14 protein-coding genes are annotated in these 17,492 nt (G+C 44.4%); 6 read left to right on the top strand and 8 right to left on the bottom strand.

What is annotated here, in order from left to right; all coding sequences use genetic code 11:
• Window positions 1-528 precede the first annotated feature (528 nt).
• The 3 genes from proC to KI742_RS16005 all read right to left on the bottom strand — a co-directional run bounded on the left by proC (window position 529) and on the right by KI742_RS16005 (window position 3,047).
• Complete coding sequence (gene proC / locus KI742_RS16015) at window positions 529-1,350, bottom strand: pyrroline-5-carboxylate reductase (RefSeq protein ID WP_285386079.1); 822 nt, start codon at window positions 1,348-1,350, stop codon at window positions 529-531.
• A gap of 10 nt (window positions 1,351-1,360) precedes the next feature.
• Window positions 1,361-2,320 carry a zinc-dependent alcohol dehydrogenase family protein gene (locus KI742_RS16010; protein WP_285386077.1) on the bottom strand — a complete coding sequence of 320 codons (960 nt, stop codon included), beginning with the start codon at window positions 2,318-2,320 and terminating at the stop codon, window positions 1,361-1,363.
• Window positions 2,321-2,579: 259 nt separating this feature from the next.
• Window positions 2,580-3,047 (bottom strand): Lrp/AsnC family transcriptional regulator, encoded by a 468-nt coding sequence (locus KI742_RS16005; RefSeq protein ID WP_137282532.1) that lies wholly within the window; start codon window positions 3,045-3,047, stop codon window positions 2,580-2,582.
• Between the two features lie 142 nt (window positions 3,048-3,189).
• Between KI742_RS16005 and KI742_RS16000 the strand changes: the two genes are divergently transcribed.
• On the top strand, window positions 3,190-4,362 hold the full coding sequence (locus KI742_RS16000) for a pyridoxal phosphate-dependent aminotransferase (protein WP_285386075.1): 1,173 nt from the start codon (window positions 3,190-3,192) through the stop codon (window positions 4,360-4,362).
• A gap of 4 nt (window positions 4,363-4,366) precedes the next feature.
• Window positions 4,367-5,251, top strand: a complete 885-nt coding sequence (locus KI742_RS15995) for an AEC family transporter (RefSeq protein WP_285386074.1) — start codon at window positions 4,367-4,369, stop codon at window positions 5,249-5,251.
• 275 nt (window positions 5,252-5,526) lie between these two features.
• Here KI742_RS15995 and KI742_RS15990 read toward each other — a convergent pair whose 3' ends face one another.
• The 3 genes from KI742_RS15990 to KI742_RS15980 form a co-directional block, all read right to left on the bottom strand.
• A complete protein-coding gene (locus KI742_RS15990; RefSeq protein WP_005375707.1) occupies window positions 5,527-5,829 on the bottom strand; it encodes a hypothetical protein in 303 nt (100 codons plus the stop codon).
• A 205-nt stretch (window positions 5,830-6,034) separates the two neighbouring features.
• Window positions 6,035-6,973, bottom strand: a complete 939-nt coding sequence (locus tag KI742_RS15985; protein ID WP_017635745.1) for an alpha/beta hydrolase — start codon at window positions 6,971-6,973, stop codon at window positions 6,035-6,037.
• A 72-nt stretch (window positions 6,974-7,045) separates the two neighbouring features.
• Window positions 7,046-7,960, bottom strand: a complete 915-nt coding sequence (locus KI742_RS15980) for an alpha/beta hydrolase (RefSeq protein ID WP_017821078.1) — start codon at window positions 7,958-7,960, stop codon at window positions 7,046-7,048.
• Window positions 7,961-8,088: 128 nt separating this feature from the next.
• Here KI742_RS15980 and KI742_RS15975 point away from each other — a divergent pair, with 128 nt between their 5' ends.
• On the top strand, window positions 8,089-9,018 hold the full coding sequence (locus tag KI742_RS15975) for a LysR family transcriptional regulator (protein ID WP_213873957.1): 930 nt from the start codon (window positions 8,089-8,091) through the stop codon (window positions 9,016-9,018).
• Between the two features lie 69 nt (window positions 9,019-9,087).
• On the opposite strand, the gene KI742_RS15970 is transcribed toward KI742_RS15975, so the two are convergent.
• Window positions 9,088-10,281: an acetate/propionate family kinase gene (locus KI742_RS15970; RefSeq protein WP_005386205.1), complete on the bottom strand. Its 1,194-nt coding sequence runs from the start codon at window positions 10,279-10,281 to the stop codon at window positions 9,088-9,090.
• Window positions 10,282-10,644: 363 nt separating this feature from the next.
• Here KI742_RS15970 and KI742_RS15965 point away from each other — a divergent pair, with 363 nt between their 5' ends.
• Window positions 10,645-12,183 (top strand): bifunctional diguanylate cyclase/phosphodiesterase, encoded by a 1,539-nt coding sequence (locus KI742_RS15965; RefSeq protein WP_031781023.1) that lies wholly within the window; start codon window positions 10,645-10,647, stop codon window positions 12,181-12,183.
• Between the two features lie 72 nt (window positions 12,184-12,255).
• On the opposite strand, the gene KI742_RS15960 is transcribed toward KI742_RS15965, so the two are convergent.
• Window positions 12,256-14,187, bottom strand: coding sequence for a DEAD/DEAH box helicase (locus tag KI742_RS15960; protein WP_005375680.1), 1,932 nt, complete (start codon window positions 14,185-14,187; stop codon window positions 12,256-12,258).
• 413 nt (window positions 14,188-14,600) lie between these two features.
• Here KI742_RS15960 and rnb point away from each other — a divergent pair, with 413 nt between their 5' ends.
• Window positions 14,601-16,604: an exoribonuclease II gene (gene rnb / locus KI742_RS15955; protein ID WP_151515455.1), complete on the top strand. Its 2,004-nt coding sequence runs from the start codon at window positions 14,601-14,603 to the stop codon at window positions 16,602-16,604.
• Between the two features lie 71 nt (window positions 16,605-16,675).
• A complete protein-coding gene (locus KI742_RS15950) occupies window positions 16,676-17,485 on the top strand; it encodes a helix-turn-helix transcriptional regulator (RefSeq protein WP_151515454.1) in 810 nt (269 codons plus the stop codon).
• Window positions 17,486-17,492 lie beyond the last annotated feature (7 nt).

The raw sequence follows: 17,492 nt of genomic DNA, 5'->3' as shown, positions 1-17,492 counted from the left end.
GAATACGGCGATTTTTTCTACAGTGTAACCTAAGCGCAGTATACTGAAATTTCTTCAGCGCCCAAGCTGTTTATATATTTATCAATATTAAAGCTCTTTATCGCCAGTTTGAGGTTTGTATTTGTGGATATACTTATATGGAGAAGCGGTGTGTTCAGATCAATAAGCCTTTTCATTAAAAAAAAGGGCCTTGACTTAATTCCAATAGTTTTTGCCGTTTTATCGCTGTTCCATCCGCCGTTTGAGCGATTAGCCACTCCTTATTCGCTTGCATTTCTATTAATAGCGCACGGAGCAACCAATAACAGCACACCGACCAACAAGCTTTTGGACATTTTCAATTTAGGACGATAGGACGATTTCTACTCTATCGATAAGTTTTAGTATCCCAAAACGACAATGACCACCATTTATAACGGTGGTCGCCGTAACAGGAATTGGACATCAGTGAGCATTTTTAAAAGCTGGAGCATATTAGTAGTTCGCATAACTATGCATTTAAGTAGCTCATATATTGCCTCTGCCTACTTAAACTCTTAATTCCAAAGCACGCTGGTATGCCGCTTTAGCCGCTTGTTTTACAGCACTTTCAACTTCTCTCTCATGCAGAGTAGTAAGCGCCGCTTCAGTGGTTCCGCCGGGTGACGCAATACGTTGGCAAAGTGTATCTGGTTCATCATCAGATAGTAATGCTAATTTTGCAGCCCCCAGGGCCGTATGACCAACCAGGCGCTTTACATCATCAGATCTCATCCCCAGCTCTTCACCAGCTGAGATCATGCATTGCATCATAAGCAGGAAATACGCCGGACCGCTACCAGAAAGCGCTGTGACTAGGTTAATGTCATTTTCATTCTGTACTTCTAAGCACTCACCAAAAGATTCAGCGACCGTGGTTGCAAGCTTCTTTTGTTGATCATCGGTGTTGGCATTTGCATATAAACCAGACATCCCAGCGCCGACCAGCGCTGGCATATTGGGCATCAAGCGCACTATTGCACACTCATGGCCCAATATATTCTCGAGTGTTTTGATAGATGTGCCTGCAGCGATGGAAACAAAAACCTGACTTCTATCTGCTCTGATATCAATTTGTTTTGCAACAGCTTCTATAACCTGAGGCTTGACCGCCAGCACAACAACATCGGACTTATCAACGACATCCTGCGTTTTACTTACCGTAGATACACCATATTTGTCTGATAACCATGCCACTCTTTCTGCGGATGGTTCTGACACCTGTATATCCTGCGCCAGAAAACCTTTCGAAATCAGCCCACTAATCATGGCGGCGGCCATATTACCCCCCCCAATAAACCCGATAATCGGAGATTGTTTATCTTGTGTCATTTCGCCCTCCTTAGAAACCTGTAACAACCGTAACGCCAGGTGTGGTTGCCGAATCCATAGTGGTTAGAGCCTCAATCGATTGTTCCAGGCTGATAGTACGGCCCAGCAATTTCTCTGGTGTTAATTTTCCGGACATCATCATGGCTAACATGGCATCGTAACGATGTGCTTGCATGCCGTGGCTACCTATAATTTCCAGTTCGTCAGCGATAACTTTAGCCATAGGCATAGCAGGATTGGCCTGTTCAGCAAGTAATAACCCGACTTGTATATGCTTGCCTAATTTGCGCAAGCTCTTCACTGAGTTTACACAGGTGATAGAGTGCCCCAGAGCATCAAGAGAAACATGTGCACCTCCTTTACTGATCTCAATTACAGCTTCTGCAACATCAGCGACTTTATTGCCATTTACCGTGGCTACAGCCCCAAGCGAGCGTGCCATTTCCAGCTTGGTATCATCAATATCGATGGCGATTACATTGGCACCAATTGCAGTCGCAATCATAATCGCTGACAGGCCGACACCACCACAGCCATGTACTGCTACCCATTGTCCGGCAGAAACTTTGCCTTGATCGACTACCGCTCTGAATGAAGTTACAAACCGGCAGCCAAGGCTGGCTGCTGTAACAAAGTCCAGATGCTCTGGTAGGGTGACCAAATTTACGTCAGCGTGATCAACAGTGGTGTATTCAGCAAATGATCCCCAATGCGTAAAGCCGGGCTGGGTCTGGTTACCACACACCTGATGATTACCGGTATTACACTCAGGACAGGAGCCACATGCGTTTACAAACGGCACTGTCACTCGCTGGCCAACCTTGAACCTATTCACCTCTGAACCAACTTCTTCGATAACACCGGCAAATTCATGACCGGGTACGTGCGGGAGTACAACGTCCTCATCATGACCTTGCCAGCAGTGCCAGTCACTGCGACATACGCCTGTCGCTTCAACTTTAATTACCACACCATGGGAAGCGGGTGTTGGATCCGGTACATTTTTGATTTCTGGAATAGATGAAAATTTTTCTATAACGACGGCTTTCATAGGCTTCTCCGCAGTGCTGTTTAGTGGTATCAGTTGTTAACAGTCTATCTTTGTGCGAAGAAATTACCTTGCAAAGGTTGCCTGGATATCAATCAAAAAGTAAATAGTCTTTCATAAAACAACGTAATTATGAAAGACTAATTCAAATGTAAAGAAATTGTGACATAGGTTGGTTGTGTCAAAGAGAAACCGGTAGCCTTGTGGATGACTTCAGCTCTCGTAGAGAAATATTTGAGCTAATCACAGACACGCCGGGTAGCTGCCTTAGCTCTCTTTCAACAAAATCGCTGTAATCATCAAGATCTTTAGCGACAACCTGGAGCATAAAATCCGAATCGCCGGTTGTATTGTGGCAAGAAAGCACGTTCTCAGAGCTTTGGATAATAGACTCGAAAATCCTAGTTGTTTCAGTATCATGCTTTGTACAGGTAAGCTGAACAAATGCCAGAACGCCAAACCCTAGCTTGCGGCGATTCAGGTTAGCCTGATACCCCTCTATATATTGCTCTTCTTCCAAGCGCTTTAGCCTCCTCCAACAGGGGGTTTCACTGATTGCCAGCTCTTGGGCAAGCTTTGCATTTGTTAAGCGTCCATCCTGCTGCAAACGCTGCAATACGGCAACATCGACTTTATCAAGCTTCTTCATGGAAAGATTCCGCCATTAATGAGGTAATAATTGGAAGACTAATGCAAAAATGGGCTTATGTCACACCTGAAAAGCAAGGCAATTCCTGCTATGACCGATAAGATTAGAGCTTATTAGTCGAGTTTTTAGCCGAGGTACAACAATGCAGTCTTCCATACTTAGCGACATCAGTCCGGTTGCGTCACAATTGAAAGAGTCTTCTATCCGCGCTATTGCCAACTTTGGTATGTCGCAAAAAGATGTCATTCCCCTGTGGTTTGGAGAGTCAGATATTGTTACACCTGATTTTATTAAGCAGGCGGCTTTCGAAAGCCTGGAGCAGGGGCAGACATTGTATACACCAAACAATGGTATACCGCAGTTGCGCCAGGCGCTGGCTGACTACCAGTCACGTCTGTTTGAGCGTCCGTTTACCGATGAGAATATCGTAGTGACCTTGTCTGGTACCAATGCGGTGATGCTTGCCGCTCAGGCCGTATTAAAGCCAGGGGATAAGGTGGTTGTTATCAGTCCTGCTTATCCGATACTGACCGCTATTCCAAGTCTACTTGGTGCGGAAGTCGTAGAGTTCCCTCTTACTCAGGTCGAAGGACGATTCGAACTGGATATGGAGGCGCTTTTTGCGGTGACGAAAGATGCCCGGGCATTAGTTATCAATTCACCAGCCAATCCGACTGGATGGATGGCGAGCGAACAACAGCTTAAAGCGATAACCGAGTTTTCTCGACAGACCGGGGGATGGGTAATCTCGGATGAAGTGTATAACCGCCATGTTTATGAGGGAACATCTGCCCCTTCCTTTTGTCAGTTCATCGATGACCATGATCGTATTATTGTTTGTAATAGTTTCTCCAAAACCTGGTGTATGACGGGATGGCGTTTGGGCTGGCTTACTCTGCCTAAGCCTCTCCGGCCAACGATTACCAAGCTGATTGAGTTTAATGTTTCCTGTGCTCCTGCCTTTGTTCAGGCCGCAGGCGTTGCTGCAATTGAGCAGGGCGAAGGCTTTTTACAACAGACACTGAAGCGTTTTCGTCATTCGAGAGATATGGTGCGTGAAGCATTAGGTAATATCTCTGGCGTAACCTTGTATGAAATGCCGGCAACCTTTTATGCCTTCCTGAAGGTTGATGGGTTAGCCAACAATAGCCAACCATTTATTCTGGATATGATTGAGAAGTCTAAAGTAGGCGTCGCACCCGGAGAAGCATTTGGTGAGGCGGGCTGTGGTCACCTGCGTGTCTGTTATGGTACCAATCACACTAGTCTTGCCATCGCTTTAGAGCGTTTACAGACAGCACTGGAAAACAGGTAGTAAGATGTTTGAATTAGTCATTGGAATACTGTTTCCGCTATTTTCCCTCGTGGCTGTGGGGTACGGCATTGGTCGTTGGATTAAAATGGATTTTCGGCCCATTAACCGTATTAACATGGATATGTTCTTGCCTGCTCTGGTGTTTTCTTCAGTAGGAACGATGCCACTTGATATGACCAAAGTGCCGCTGCTTAGTGCTTCGCTTGTTGCGATATTTATCCCTGGCTTGTTAATGGTTCCAATATGTCGGTTGTTTAAACTTCCTTACAAAGTCTGGGCTCCGCCACATATGTTTCGTAATAGTGGTAACTTAGCAATACCTCTCTTTACTTACACGTTTGGCGAGGATGCTATAGCACCAGCAGTACTGTTGCTCGTCGTTTCGGTTTGTACGCATGTCAGTCTTGGTCTGACATTAGTCAGCAAAGGGAATCCTCTTAAGCAGGTTGTACGTATGCCTATGTTTATCGCGGCTATTGTGGCTCTGATACTAAACTTGACCGACATTGGTATCTGGGAGCCTCTTTATAATGCAACAGCACTTCTGGGGCAGACAGCCGTCCCAATTATGCTTTTATCCCTCGGGACTCAGATGTGTAATATGCGCCTGAGCGGTCTTAAAGTCGGTCTGCTTTGCACTCTGCAGTCGTTGGCAACAGGGGCGGTTACTTTTGGGATTATTTATATGCTTATTCCACTGCCGACCATGCATTTGCAGATGATGTTACTCTTTTCGATGTTGCCTCCAGCAGTCATGAATTACCTGCTTGCTGAGAGGTTTGGCCTTGAGCCTGCCAAGGTCGCTTCAATGGTTCTGTTTGGTAACTTTTTAAGCATCGTAACTTTGCCAGTGCTATTGACGATTGCTTTGTCATTAGAGCCTTTTTAATCAATGTTCTCTTTTGAATGACTATACATTCTGGACAAAACTCTTAAGAGTTCATGTTTTTTCGCTTTTGTCCAGAATGTGCACACCCCGGCTCTGGTTCGACATTAGGAAATATAGGGCAAATTCTGACGGGATTTATCGATCGAAAATTTTTTTAGCAAATAATGGGGCAAAGATAAGTTTGGCAGAGAAAGCCCAAGCTTAGTCTTCAGGCTTTATATAAAAACTCTTTGGATACCTAAAACAACCCTAGCTCACTTCAATTGCTGCCCGCGCTAATGCTTTTGTTTTGTATCGTAACTGATTTGCTTACTGACGTTCTTTAGTTGCACTCCTACCTTATTAAATGCCTTTTGAATAGTTGTGGAAACATGCTGGCGGCCCTCTCCTTCAAAAAAGTTAGCTCGATCTTGCTTCGTTTCGAAGACGCAGACTATTTCTAAGCTTTGTGGAAAAGAAGAGAATTTGACGGTATGAGTCACCCAAAGAAAGCCATCGTAACCTTTTAGCGTATCTTCACAAACTTCGGTCAACACTTCTCTAATTAGATTCTCGACCTTCTTATCTGATTTGCGCATAAATTAAACTTCATTCCTATCTAACGCCTTTAATTAGGTTTCAGTGTACATTGTCTTAAACAGTATTTGGCAGTGGTATTTAGTCAATAGCCTGTAGATGAGGTTATTCGCACGAAGATTTACCGACCTACTCGCTTCGAACTACATCTTACTCTGTTAAAAATAAGCGCTTTGCAACTCTACAAAACGCTTCTAACTTATTAGATTATTTTAAGTGTGTTTCAAGGAATGCAGAAACCTTGTCCATTGCAATGCCGACTGCTTCTGGATGGTCATACAGTTCATAGTGAGACCAATTTTCCAAATTAACCAGCTGTCGGTCTTTTGATTGAACAGAGCGGCCATAAATTTCCTGCCCATCACGATAAGCACCAAACGCCCCGACTTTTTGCCCTACCACGGCCATAACAGGCTGAGTCAATAACGTTTCGGCAAATGCAAAGGCATCCCAGCTCAGTGTTTTCTGTGCATGTGAAAACAGCATACGAGTTGCACCACCTTCGGTTTGTCCACGTGATGTTTTGTAGTATTCAGTAGCTTCGAACACGTCTCGTTCTGTTAATCCATTTTCTTTTGCAAATTCAATATTTGGAGGAAGAAGTTCATCGATTTTCAGCTCTGAGCCGCGAGCTTCGGCTGTTCTCTGTGCAGCCATAGCTTCAAGATTGGCGATAGGGTCGTACATACTAAAGCCTTCACGGAACAAGCGGCCTAAGTTAACAGGCGTAATACCTACGACAGCTTTCAAGCGCTTTTCGGTTAGGGCTGAATTGATCATGTAACCACCACCGCCGCAGATACCGAGTCCACCAATTCTATTCTCATCGACATATGGTAAAGTTACTGCATAGTCGATAACGCGACTGATATCTTCAACACGTTGACTTGGGTCTTCTACGTAGCGAGGCAATCCCCCCGATTCTCCTTGGAAGCTCGCGTCAAATGCGATCACGACGTAACCTAACTCAGCAAGGGCTTTACCATAGACAGCGCTGGATGTTTGTTCTTTACAACTACCAAAAGGATGAACACTTATCATTGTTGGGTAGCGTTTCGATTCATTGAAGCCTTCTGGGAATAAAATTAATGCAGACATATCCCAAGACATATCAGCATTTCTAAAAGTGATTTTTTGCATATTCATAATCAATACCTTAAGAGTAAAAAGCCTTGAGAGCAGAAAGGCTCGAAGCAATTGAGCCTTTCATCGGGAATATTAAAGAGTGCGTTGGAAGAAAGATGCGAGTTGGGATACTGCGTCATCGACGTATTCGGCAACATCATAAAGCGACATATGGTTTGCACCATCAATGGCATACAAGGTTTTATCTGAACTCGCTGCACGCTCTATCAGGTCATCACTCATCCATTTGCTGCCTGCGTCACTACCAACGACAGCAAGAATTGGCTGAGTTAGGAATGCTTCCGCTTTGTGGTACGCATCGTAAGTAATGATCTGGTTTAAGTTACGAGTTAGAGCAAAACCCGGCGCATTTGGATGTTCACAACGTGGTGTGTGGTAATACTCCCAAGCTTCGCGTAGCTCTGCATTTGAGGCATCTTCTTCACGCATCGGAGCTAGAGGAATAGTCGCGAATTCTGTACCATTCGTATCGGTTGTGCGAGCATTCGAACCAAATTCTAAGTAACCAACAGCGTCAGCATCGTTAACCGAATTATCCCAACCATTACGGAACATTTGGCCAATGTTTACGGCACTAACCATACCCAGTGCTTTGATTCGACGGTCATTGATCGCTGCATTTGCACTATAGCCCGCACCAGCACAAATCCCCATTGCGCCAATTTTATCGTTATCGACGTACTCTAACGTTGTCAGATAGTCGACGACTGCGCTCACGTCTTCAGTACTCGTGTAAGGGTTTTCCATTTGGCGAGGCTCACCTGTACTTTCACCTTGATACGAACGGTCAAACGCAATGGCAATTATGCCGCTTTTTGCAAGTTTACTTGCATATAGGCCTGCGGTTTGCTCTTTTACGCCACCACCTGGGTGTGAAACAACAACCGCCGCATATTGTTTACTTGCATCAAAATCTGTAGGGAAGTTGATAACCGCTGAAATCTCAATACCTTGACCATTGAGATTTTTGAAAGTGACTTTAGACATAGCGACATTCTCCATTAGAAGTTAACTGTTCATCTCAGGCTGACCTAAGCTTCGATGTAATATTAGTCAACACACTGTTTCGGATAAATATCGTTTTATCTACATGACTGTTTAGTTATACTTAACAAATGAGAATAGAACCTTCTTTAATTTCATCACTGACGTGGTTTGCACATATTGCTCGCCATCGTAGTTTCACTAAAGCAGCCTTAGAAATGGGGGTAACCCGTGCTGCCTTATCACAACACCTAAAAGCGTTAGAACAACAGCTACAAGTTCGGTTAATTAATCGAACCACCAGAAGTATGTCGCTGACGGAAGAAGGCCAACGTCTGCTTGATATTTTGCAACCTTCATTGGTGAACATTGAGCAGGTCGTTAACGAATTGAACGACTCTCATCTTGAGCCTTCGGGATTAATCCGTATCAGTGTATCAAGAACCGCTGCTCGGCTGCTTATTGAGCCCTATCTAGGTGAGTTCCTCTCTCGTTATCCTAAAATACGCCTAGAGCTAATCATGGATGATGGGTTTTCTAACATCGTCGCAGAAGGCGTTGACGCTGGCATTCGCTTAGGATTAAGCTTAGATGAACATATGGTTGCGATCCCTATTACTCCGCCGTTAACAACGGCAATAGTGGGCTCTCCTGAATACTTTAGGCAAAATGGACTACCTCAAACTCCTGAGGATTTAGAAGATCACAATTGCCTTGCTTATCGTTTTACCTCTAGCGGAACAATTGATCATTGGTCGCTAACCTCTCCAGATGTTGCAAAGCGCACCCTCGTTTTCGAGCCTAAAGGTAATGCTATTTTTAATGATGACTATAGTATGTTACAAGCTGCAATACAGGGTGTGGGTTTAGTGAAGCATATTGATTTATGGGTGGAAAAGCACATAGATGAGGGAAGATTGACCCGAGTTCTGACACCTTGGTGCAAAGAGTTTCCAGGGTTTTATTTATATATACCTTCACGAGAGCATATGCCGAAAAAAATCCGCGTCTTGATGGATTTTTTAATCAAAAAGCGCGAAGCTCTGAAACTCAAAGAGTAATTGCCAAATTGCTTTAAATAAAAAAAGCGAGCACGAGGCTCGCTTTTAACTTTCTGTTTTCGTTATATATTACAATAGCTCAACCGATTGTTTGGCTATCACAAATTCCTCGTTAGTAGGAATAACTAGTGCTTTCGCACCGAGCAACTCAGATGTTGCAATAACACCTGCGTTACCAAATCTTGCATCTTCGTTACCTTTCTCATCTTCAACAAAACCTAACAGTTTTAGGTTTTTCAAGATTTCACGACGAATTGGTAGTGAGTTTTCACCAATACCACCAGTGAAGATGATGCCGTCTAATGAATCCAGAGCCGCTAGGTAGGAAGTAATGTACTTCGCAACGCGGTAAGTGAAGATCTCAAATGCCAACTTCGCACGTGAATTCCCCGCTTCCATTGCTTCTAGTACACCACGAGCATCACTTGTCACACCAGATACACCTAAGAAACCTGACTTCTTGTTCATCATCTCGAACACTTCGTCTTTTTCCCAGCCTTTACGGAAAAGGAACTCGATAACACTTGGGTCGAGGTCACCACAGCGAGTGCCCATCATTAGGCCAGCTAACGGCGTCAAACCCATACTTGTATCAACACATTCGCCATTTTTAACCGCACTCACTGATGCACCGTTACCTAAGTGCACAGTGATAAAGCTGCTTTCTTCAACCGGCTTATCTAGCATTTTCGCTGCTTCACGGCTTACGTAGTAGTGGCTTGTGCCATGAGCACCGTAACGACGCACTTTATGCTCTTCGTAAAGCTCGTAAGGAAGTGCGTACATAAAGGCTTTGGCTGGCATTGTTTGGTGGAAAGCAGTGTCGAATACAGCAAATTGAGGCAGTGAAGGGAACGCCGCCATTGCCGCTCTCATGCCTTCAGCGTTCGCTTTGTTATGAAGTGGTGCAAGTTCAGCAAGGCGCTCTACTTCTTGAATAACTGTTTCATCAACTTTCACAGTTCCTTTAAAGGTTTCACCGCCTGCGACAATGCGATGGCCTACAGCGACAAATTTTGAGCTCAAACCTAGAGTTTCGAGTAGTTTTACCACTCGCTCAACAGCGTACTGATGATGGTTACCGCCAGCTGGAATTGCTTCAACGGTTTTTTCTCCCTGATATTTCCAACTGATTTCAGCTTCAGGTAGGCCAAAACACTCACCAATACCTGATACCAAAGCTTCACCGGTTTCAGAATCAATAACAGCAAATTTTAATGAAGAGCTACCAGAGTTGATCACCAGTACAAACGAATTAGACATGAAATAGTTATCCTGTTGTAGAGCAGAGGTTGTAATAGCGCTTGTGCGCTGCGTACTTCTTGTTTGCCCCTCTATTATTCAATAATTTTTTAATCTTTCAACAATCTTTTAGTAAAAGCGATTTGATTGAACAAATTTTGTTGATCTGTAGCAAGTTTTGATTTTATTTGAAGACTAAAAAATATCACTTGTTAAACATAATTTATGAATAGGTCAATTTGTACAAAGTCAGATATATAAGCTACGTTGTTTATTGGGTGAACAAAAATAACAAACCAATCAATAAATCGGGGTAATAATGTGCCCACTATTGCATTTCTATTAGTGATCTTAGGTTTGATTTTGCTCTGCTGGGGATGGCAGATGACAAAAAACATCTGCTCGAAAACTGACGTAACCGGGTGGACTTTCCTATTATTGTTAATCAGCTGTTTCATTTTTGCTTATGCCGTTTTTTTGCACGCTATCATGCAAAAACCTATTGCTTCTCTCTTAGAAACGGGGGTTTCTCTTATACTTTTTGGCGGCAGTATCTTTGTCGTGCTGGTGATTAAGTGGAGCAACGATTCAATATTAGAGCTTCATACCGTTGCTGAAAGAGAGAAGCGCAATGCCGTCCATGACGCTCTTACTGGGCTCCCTAATCGTAAATACTGCTTTGAGTCTATCGAAGGCAGAATACAATCTAGAGACCCATTCTCGGTGATCCTTTTTGACGTGGTTAATTTTAAACAAGTCAACGATGCAATGGGTCACTTTTGTGGAGACCAGTTACTTATTCAAATTGGTCAACGCCTTCAGGGGAAACTGAAAGGCAATGACCAGATATTCCGCGTTGGTGGTGATGAATTTGTCATCCTGACATCTTCTGCATGCGAGGAAACGGGTAAAAAACTCATAGAAGAACTAGATTCTGCAATGTCTGAACGCTTTCATTTAGATGAGTTTCAAGTTTCCTGCCGCGTTGTTTTTGGTATAAGCACCTACCCATATGACGCCCTAACCAATGATCTTTTGATCAAGCACGCAGATATCGCTATGTATCACGCCAAGCGTAATGGCAATCTTTTTGCGTTTTATAATGAAGATATGAACGTCGGGGCTAAGTACCAACTTGAGATATCTTCTCGTATTCAATGTGCGCTTGAAAAAGAGGAGTTTCAGTTGTATTACCAACCGTTGATTGATGCACACACTAACTTAGCTGTCGGTTTTGAAGCAGTGATTCGTTGGCATGACGAAAATGGTAAAACGATCTCACCCAACGACTTCATTCCTATCGCAGAGCGTAGCAATCAGGTGCACAACATTACCATGTGGGTTCTTAACCAAGTAGAAAGGGATCTGCAAACATTTATAGAGAAAGGCATTAAGCTTCCTGTCCACGTAAACTTATCAGCGAAAGATCTCTCATCTAACTTGCTGTTTAATCGCTTAGAAACTTTGCTCAAAGTAAACCCGCAATTCGCTGACCTAATAAGTTTAGAGATCACTGAAACGATGGCGATCGATAGGGTCGTTGAGCTCAACCCCTTAATTCATCAAATTAAAGGATTAGGTATAAAGATCAGCTTGGATGATTTTGGCACTGGGTATTCATCTTTGTCACTGTTAAGAGATCTTCCGGTTGATCAAATTAAAATCGACCGCTCATTTCTCTCCACAGCAAGCCGCACAGAAGGCTCCCGCTCTATCGTTGAGAACACGATTGCGCTAGCACATGGATTAGGGTATTCGGTCGTAGCAGAAGGCGTTCAAGACATGGACACACTGCATTTTTTGAGAAGTCGAGGCTGTGACATCATTCAGGGTTACTTGTTCTGTCCTGCCCTGCCCTTAGACGAAGTAATAAGTTGGGTAAACAAACACGATGAAAAGCAAAACCGTATTAGACGCGCATAAAAAAGCCGAGCGCTTTGCTCGGCTTTCAATTCTTTGTGTAGCAACTTAAACCGTCGCTTTAATCACTCGTGATTATGCGTCTGTACGACGGCCACGACCGTGACCACGTTCACCACGATGTGCACCACGGTGATCACCACCACGGTTGCGATCGAAACGACGTTCGCCACCTTCACGATTGCCATCGCGGTTGCCGTCACGGTTACCACGGAAGCCACCTTCGCGACGGCCGCCTTCACGACGATCACCACCACGGTTGCCGCCTTCGCGGTTGCCACGGTAACCACCGCCATCACGACGACCACCATCGCGACGACCACCGTCACGGCGACCACCACGAGACTCGCGGAAATCATCGAAATCACATACTACAGCACCAACATCTTGTTGACGGATACGTAGTTTGCTTAGCTTGTTCGCCGCGTCTGAAGTCATTGCTTTAGGTAGCTGTACGAATGTGTGACCTTGAGCTAGCTTGATCGCACCGATAGAACCTTTACCTAGACCTAGTTCGTTTGCTAGAGCGCCAACGATGTCTTTAACTTGAACGCCTTGCTCACGACCAACTTGAAGCTGGTAAGTATCCCAGTCTTGGTTGTTGAAGTTACGACCGCCGTCGCGACCACCTTCACGGCGCTCTTTACGACGTTGCTTGTCACGCTCAATTGCTTCAACCATTGGGTCTTCGCCAATGTAGAACAGAGGACGTTTGCCTTGCTGACGCTTAAGAAGCATAGCAGCAAGTGTTGCTGGGTCGATGTCTAGAGAAGTTTGTAGTTTCTCTACCAGCTCAGCAAATTTGTCTAGTGCTTTGTGCTCTTTCTCTGCTTCAAGCTCAGCGCCTAGCTTAGCTAGACGAGCTTCAGCAACTTGGTCACGTAGAGGAAGTTGGATTTCTTCCATAGATGACTTAGTTACACGCTCGATAGTGCGAAGCATACGAATTTGGTTAGTGCGAACTAGAAGGATCGCTTTACCCTTACGTCCAGCACGGCCAGTACGACCGATACGGTGGATGTATGACTCAACATCAAATGGGATGTCGTAGTTAAATACGTGCGTAATACGTGGAACGTCAAGACCACGAGCTACAACATCAGTTGCAACTAGGATGTCAATAACACCTTGTTTGATGTGATCAACAGTACGTTCACGTAGAGACTGAGGAATGTCACCGTGCAGTGCAGCTGCTTTGAAGCCACGTGCAGATAGCCAGTCAGCCAGACGCTCAGTATCTTGACGAGTACGTACGAATACGATTGACGCGTCAGTTTCTTCAGTTTCAAGAAGACGAGACATCGCTTCATCTTTCTCTACACCTTTCACTACCCAGAACTGTTGTTGAACTTTGTCTACAGTGTGGTTTTTACCAGCAACGTCAACCGTTACAGGGTCACGAAGGAAGCGTTCAACGATCTTCTTCAGCATTGGAGGCATAGTTGCAGAAAACAGAACGCGTTGTGCTGACTCTGGAGCGTGCTCCATGATCGCAGTTACGTCATCTACGAAACCCATGTTTAGCATTTCGTCTGCTTCATCAAGAACGAAAGTACTAACTTCGTCTAGGTGTAGACGTTCGCGATTGATAAGATCTTGAACACGGCCTGGAGTACCGACAACTACATGAGCGCCACTTTTAAGAGCACGCATTTGGTCGACAATAGATGCGCCACCGTAAATCTCTAGAACTTTCAAACCTTTGATATTTTTACCAAGGTTTTTCATTTCCGCTGCAACCTGAATTGCCAGCTCACGAGTCGGAGCAAGTACAATCGCTTGCGGTTTGCGTTGGTTTAGATCGAGTTTGTTGAGAAGAGGCAGAGAGAACGCTGCTGTTTTACCTGTACCTGTTTGAGCTTTACCCAGCGCGTCAGCACCTTCCAATAGGTGTGGGATTGCCGCAGCCTGAATTGGAGTTGGTGACACGAAACCCATTCCGTCTAGAGCAGAAAGGATAGAATCATTCAGAGATAAATCACTGAATTGAATAACAGAATCTTGCATTGGGATCCTACTTAATTAAACAAAAAAACAGTCCCATATGCTCTTCCAATTCGATACTGATCCATCCAGATACTGATTCCATTCAGACGGGAACACAGCACAGTACACAACCGCGATAAGCCATTAGGGACGACTAAGGGAGGCGGATTATTCCTTAAAAGCATAAAAAAATCCAGAAAAAATTGAATTACATCACAATTTATTCTCAACAATGGTATTTTTAGCATATTTTTCCACCAGCCCTACCATTCCCCGTAGATTCGCGTAACTCACAGATGAGAATTTCATCAATATTTAAGCCAATTTCTCGTGGTTAAATTGGCAAAATTCACGGCGAAATTACGCTCCACAGGTAGTAATAATAGCTCGCAATGATTATAGTGTGCCCAACTCCATAGGTAATTTAAGAAAAGATGTTTCAAGATAACCCACTACTCGCTCAGCTTAAGCAGCAAATCCAAGAAAACCTGCCTAAAAAAGAAGGCTCAATAAAAGCCACAGATAAAGGCTTTGGCTTTTTGGAAGTGGACAGTAAGACTAGCTTCTTCATCCCGCCTGCGTACATGAAAAAGTGCATGCACGGTGACAAAGTCGTCGCCATTATCCGCACCGAAAATGAACGCGAAGTTGCAGAGCCACAAGAGCTGCTGGAACAAGCCGTGACTCGCTTTATTGGTCGAGTAAAAATGTTCAAAGGCAAGCTCAACGTAGCACCTGATCACCCACAGCTTAAAAAGCTGTCTCTTAAAGCGAAACTAAAGAAAGGTCTTAAACCTGACGAGTTCGCCGAAGGTGATTGGGTTGTCGCACATCTTATTCGCCACCCTCTAAAAGGCGATAACTCTTTCTTCGTAGAAATTTCTGAAAAAATCACTGACGCGAATGATAAAATTGCGCCTTGGTGGGTAACGCTTGCTCAAAACGATCTACCAAACTCTGAGCCAGCAGGCATCGATAACTGGGAACTGAAAGACGACGCGGAGCTAGAACGCGTAGACATGACTCATGTTCCATTCGTCACTATCGACGGTGAATCGACTAAAGATATGGACGATGCGCTGTACGCGAAGAAAACCGTATCTGGCGATTTCGAACTCACCATCGCTATTGCGGACCCAACCGCCTACATCACACCTGAAGATGAAATGGATAAAGTAGCGCGTGAGCGTGGCTATACTATTTATCTTCCAGGCCGCAACATCCCGATGTTACCTCGTGATTTAGCGGACAACCTATGTTCTCTGATTGAAGGTGAAACCCGCCCTGCTATTTGCTGTACCGTAACGGTAAGTAAAGATGGTGTGATTGGCGACGATATTAAATTCTTCGCGGCAAACATCAAATCACATGCACGCCTAGCATACGATCACGTGTCTGATTGGTTAGAAAACGGCAGCTCTGAAGCATGGCAGCCATCTGAAGAGATCGCGACCATCGTTCGTGATCTTTATGAGTTCTCTCTTGCTCGCGCTGAATGGCGTGAGAAAAACGCAGTGGTCTTCCCTGATCGTCCTGACTACCGTTTTGAGCTCAGTGAAGATAACGATGTAATTGCTATCCACGCAGACATGCGCCGCAGTGCAAACCGCCTTGTTGAAGAATCCATGATTACCGCAAACATCTGTGCAGGTCGTACATTACGCGATAAATTTGAAACAGGTGTTTTCAATACGCATGCTGGTATCAAGAACGAGAAGATTGAAGAAGTGGTTCAACTTGTCAATCCAGAAGGCCAGTTGGAGTTCACAGCGGAGTCTATTGCTACACTAGAAGGCTTTGCTGCATTGCGCCGCTGGTTGGCTGCTCAAGAAACGTCTTACCTAGATAACCGTATTCGTAAGTTCCAAGCATACAGTGAAGTGGGTAATCAGCCTCTGCCTCATTACGCAATGGGTTTAGACATCTATGCAACTTGGACATCACCAATTCGTAAATACGGTGATATGATCAACCACCGTATGTTGAAGGCCGTCATCCTTGGTAAAGAACCCGTACAAAAACCAGATGACCAAGTAGGCGAAGAGCTAGCTCTACATCGTAAACATCATAAAATCGCTGAGCGAAATGTCTCAGATTGGCTATATGCACGCACGCTTGCTGATGAGCCGAGCAAGAAAACTTGTTTCACAGGTGAGATTTTCGATATTAATCGTGCAGGCGCACGTGTCCGACTTCTCGAAAATGGCGCAGCAGCCTTTATTCCTGGTGCACTAATTCTTGATAATAAAGAAAGAATTGAGTGCAATGGCGACAACGGTACCATCTCTATCGATAAAGAGGTCGTATACAAACTTGGGGATACATTGGAAATTGTCCTTACGGACGTAAACCAAGAAAACCGCAGTTTAGTTGCAAAGCCAACCCAGGTATTCGCTGAACAACCAGCAGCACAAACAGAACAGACTGTAAGTGAATAATACCGAATGAAGTTAAAAGGCGCTCTATTGAGCGCCTTTTTTATTTGTTATGTAAAACGATAAGAACGAGTATGCCGAACATTGAGATCATTCGCTTTAATCACTTCACTGCGCGCAAAAGTGAGCGTTACACTGCAACACATAATGGGTTATATATTGTTGAAGAAGGTGCCCTATTAGTTCATCAACCTAATGGTGAGCAATTTGAACTTAAAGCCGGAGATTTCACACTCTATAACTCCGCAGATCTGAGCAGTGCAGAGGCCGTCTCTAGTGACGGTGGCTTTAAAGCACTGGCTTTGGTCTTCAACCCAAACATATTCTGTGACTTTAAGAAAGCGCACCCGATGCTACGTTCCAAAACGGAAGAAAGGCGCTTCTATCCTTTTTCGACGCAATCCGGTAGCGAAGTAGCACAATTGAAGGACATGTTGGTTAAGTTAGCGAGTCGCAACGCTCCAGACTACACACAAAGCCATATCGCAATGGCATTGCTGTCGTTGATGGTTGAGGTAGAGCCAAACATCCTATCTATCATAGATGATGCAAGTAGCCTGAGCGACTCTCAAAAAGCCATTAAGTACATTGAGGGTAATATTGAAAAAGACATCACGCTAGAAGGCTTAGCGGCTCATATGAGCATGTCCATCGCGACCTTGAAACGTCGCCTCGCCGCAGATGATCTTTCGTTTTCTCAGATATTAAAGGTGAAACGGATAAACTTCGCAGCAACCCAACTGCGCAAGTCAGAAAAATCAATAACAGAAATAGCGTTTGAGTCTGGTTTTAAAAGTGCAGCGCATTTCAGTACAGCATTTAAATCCGTTTACAACATGACCCCCAAAGACTTTAGAAACCAAGTCGTTAAGCCTAAAGTATAAATCATGT

Source organism: Vibrio sp. D417a, assembly GCF_030248595.1.
Classification (GTDB): Bacteria; Pseudomonadota; Gammaproteobacteria; order Enterobacterales; family Vibrionaceae; genus Vibrio; species Vibrio alginolyticus.
The sequence above is the reverse complement of the archived record's forward strand: the minus strand, read 5'-3'. Positions and strand labels throughout refer to the sequence as shown.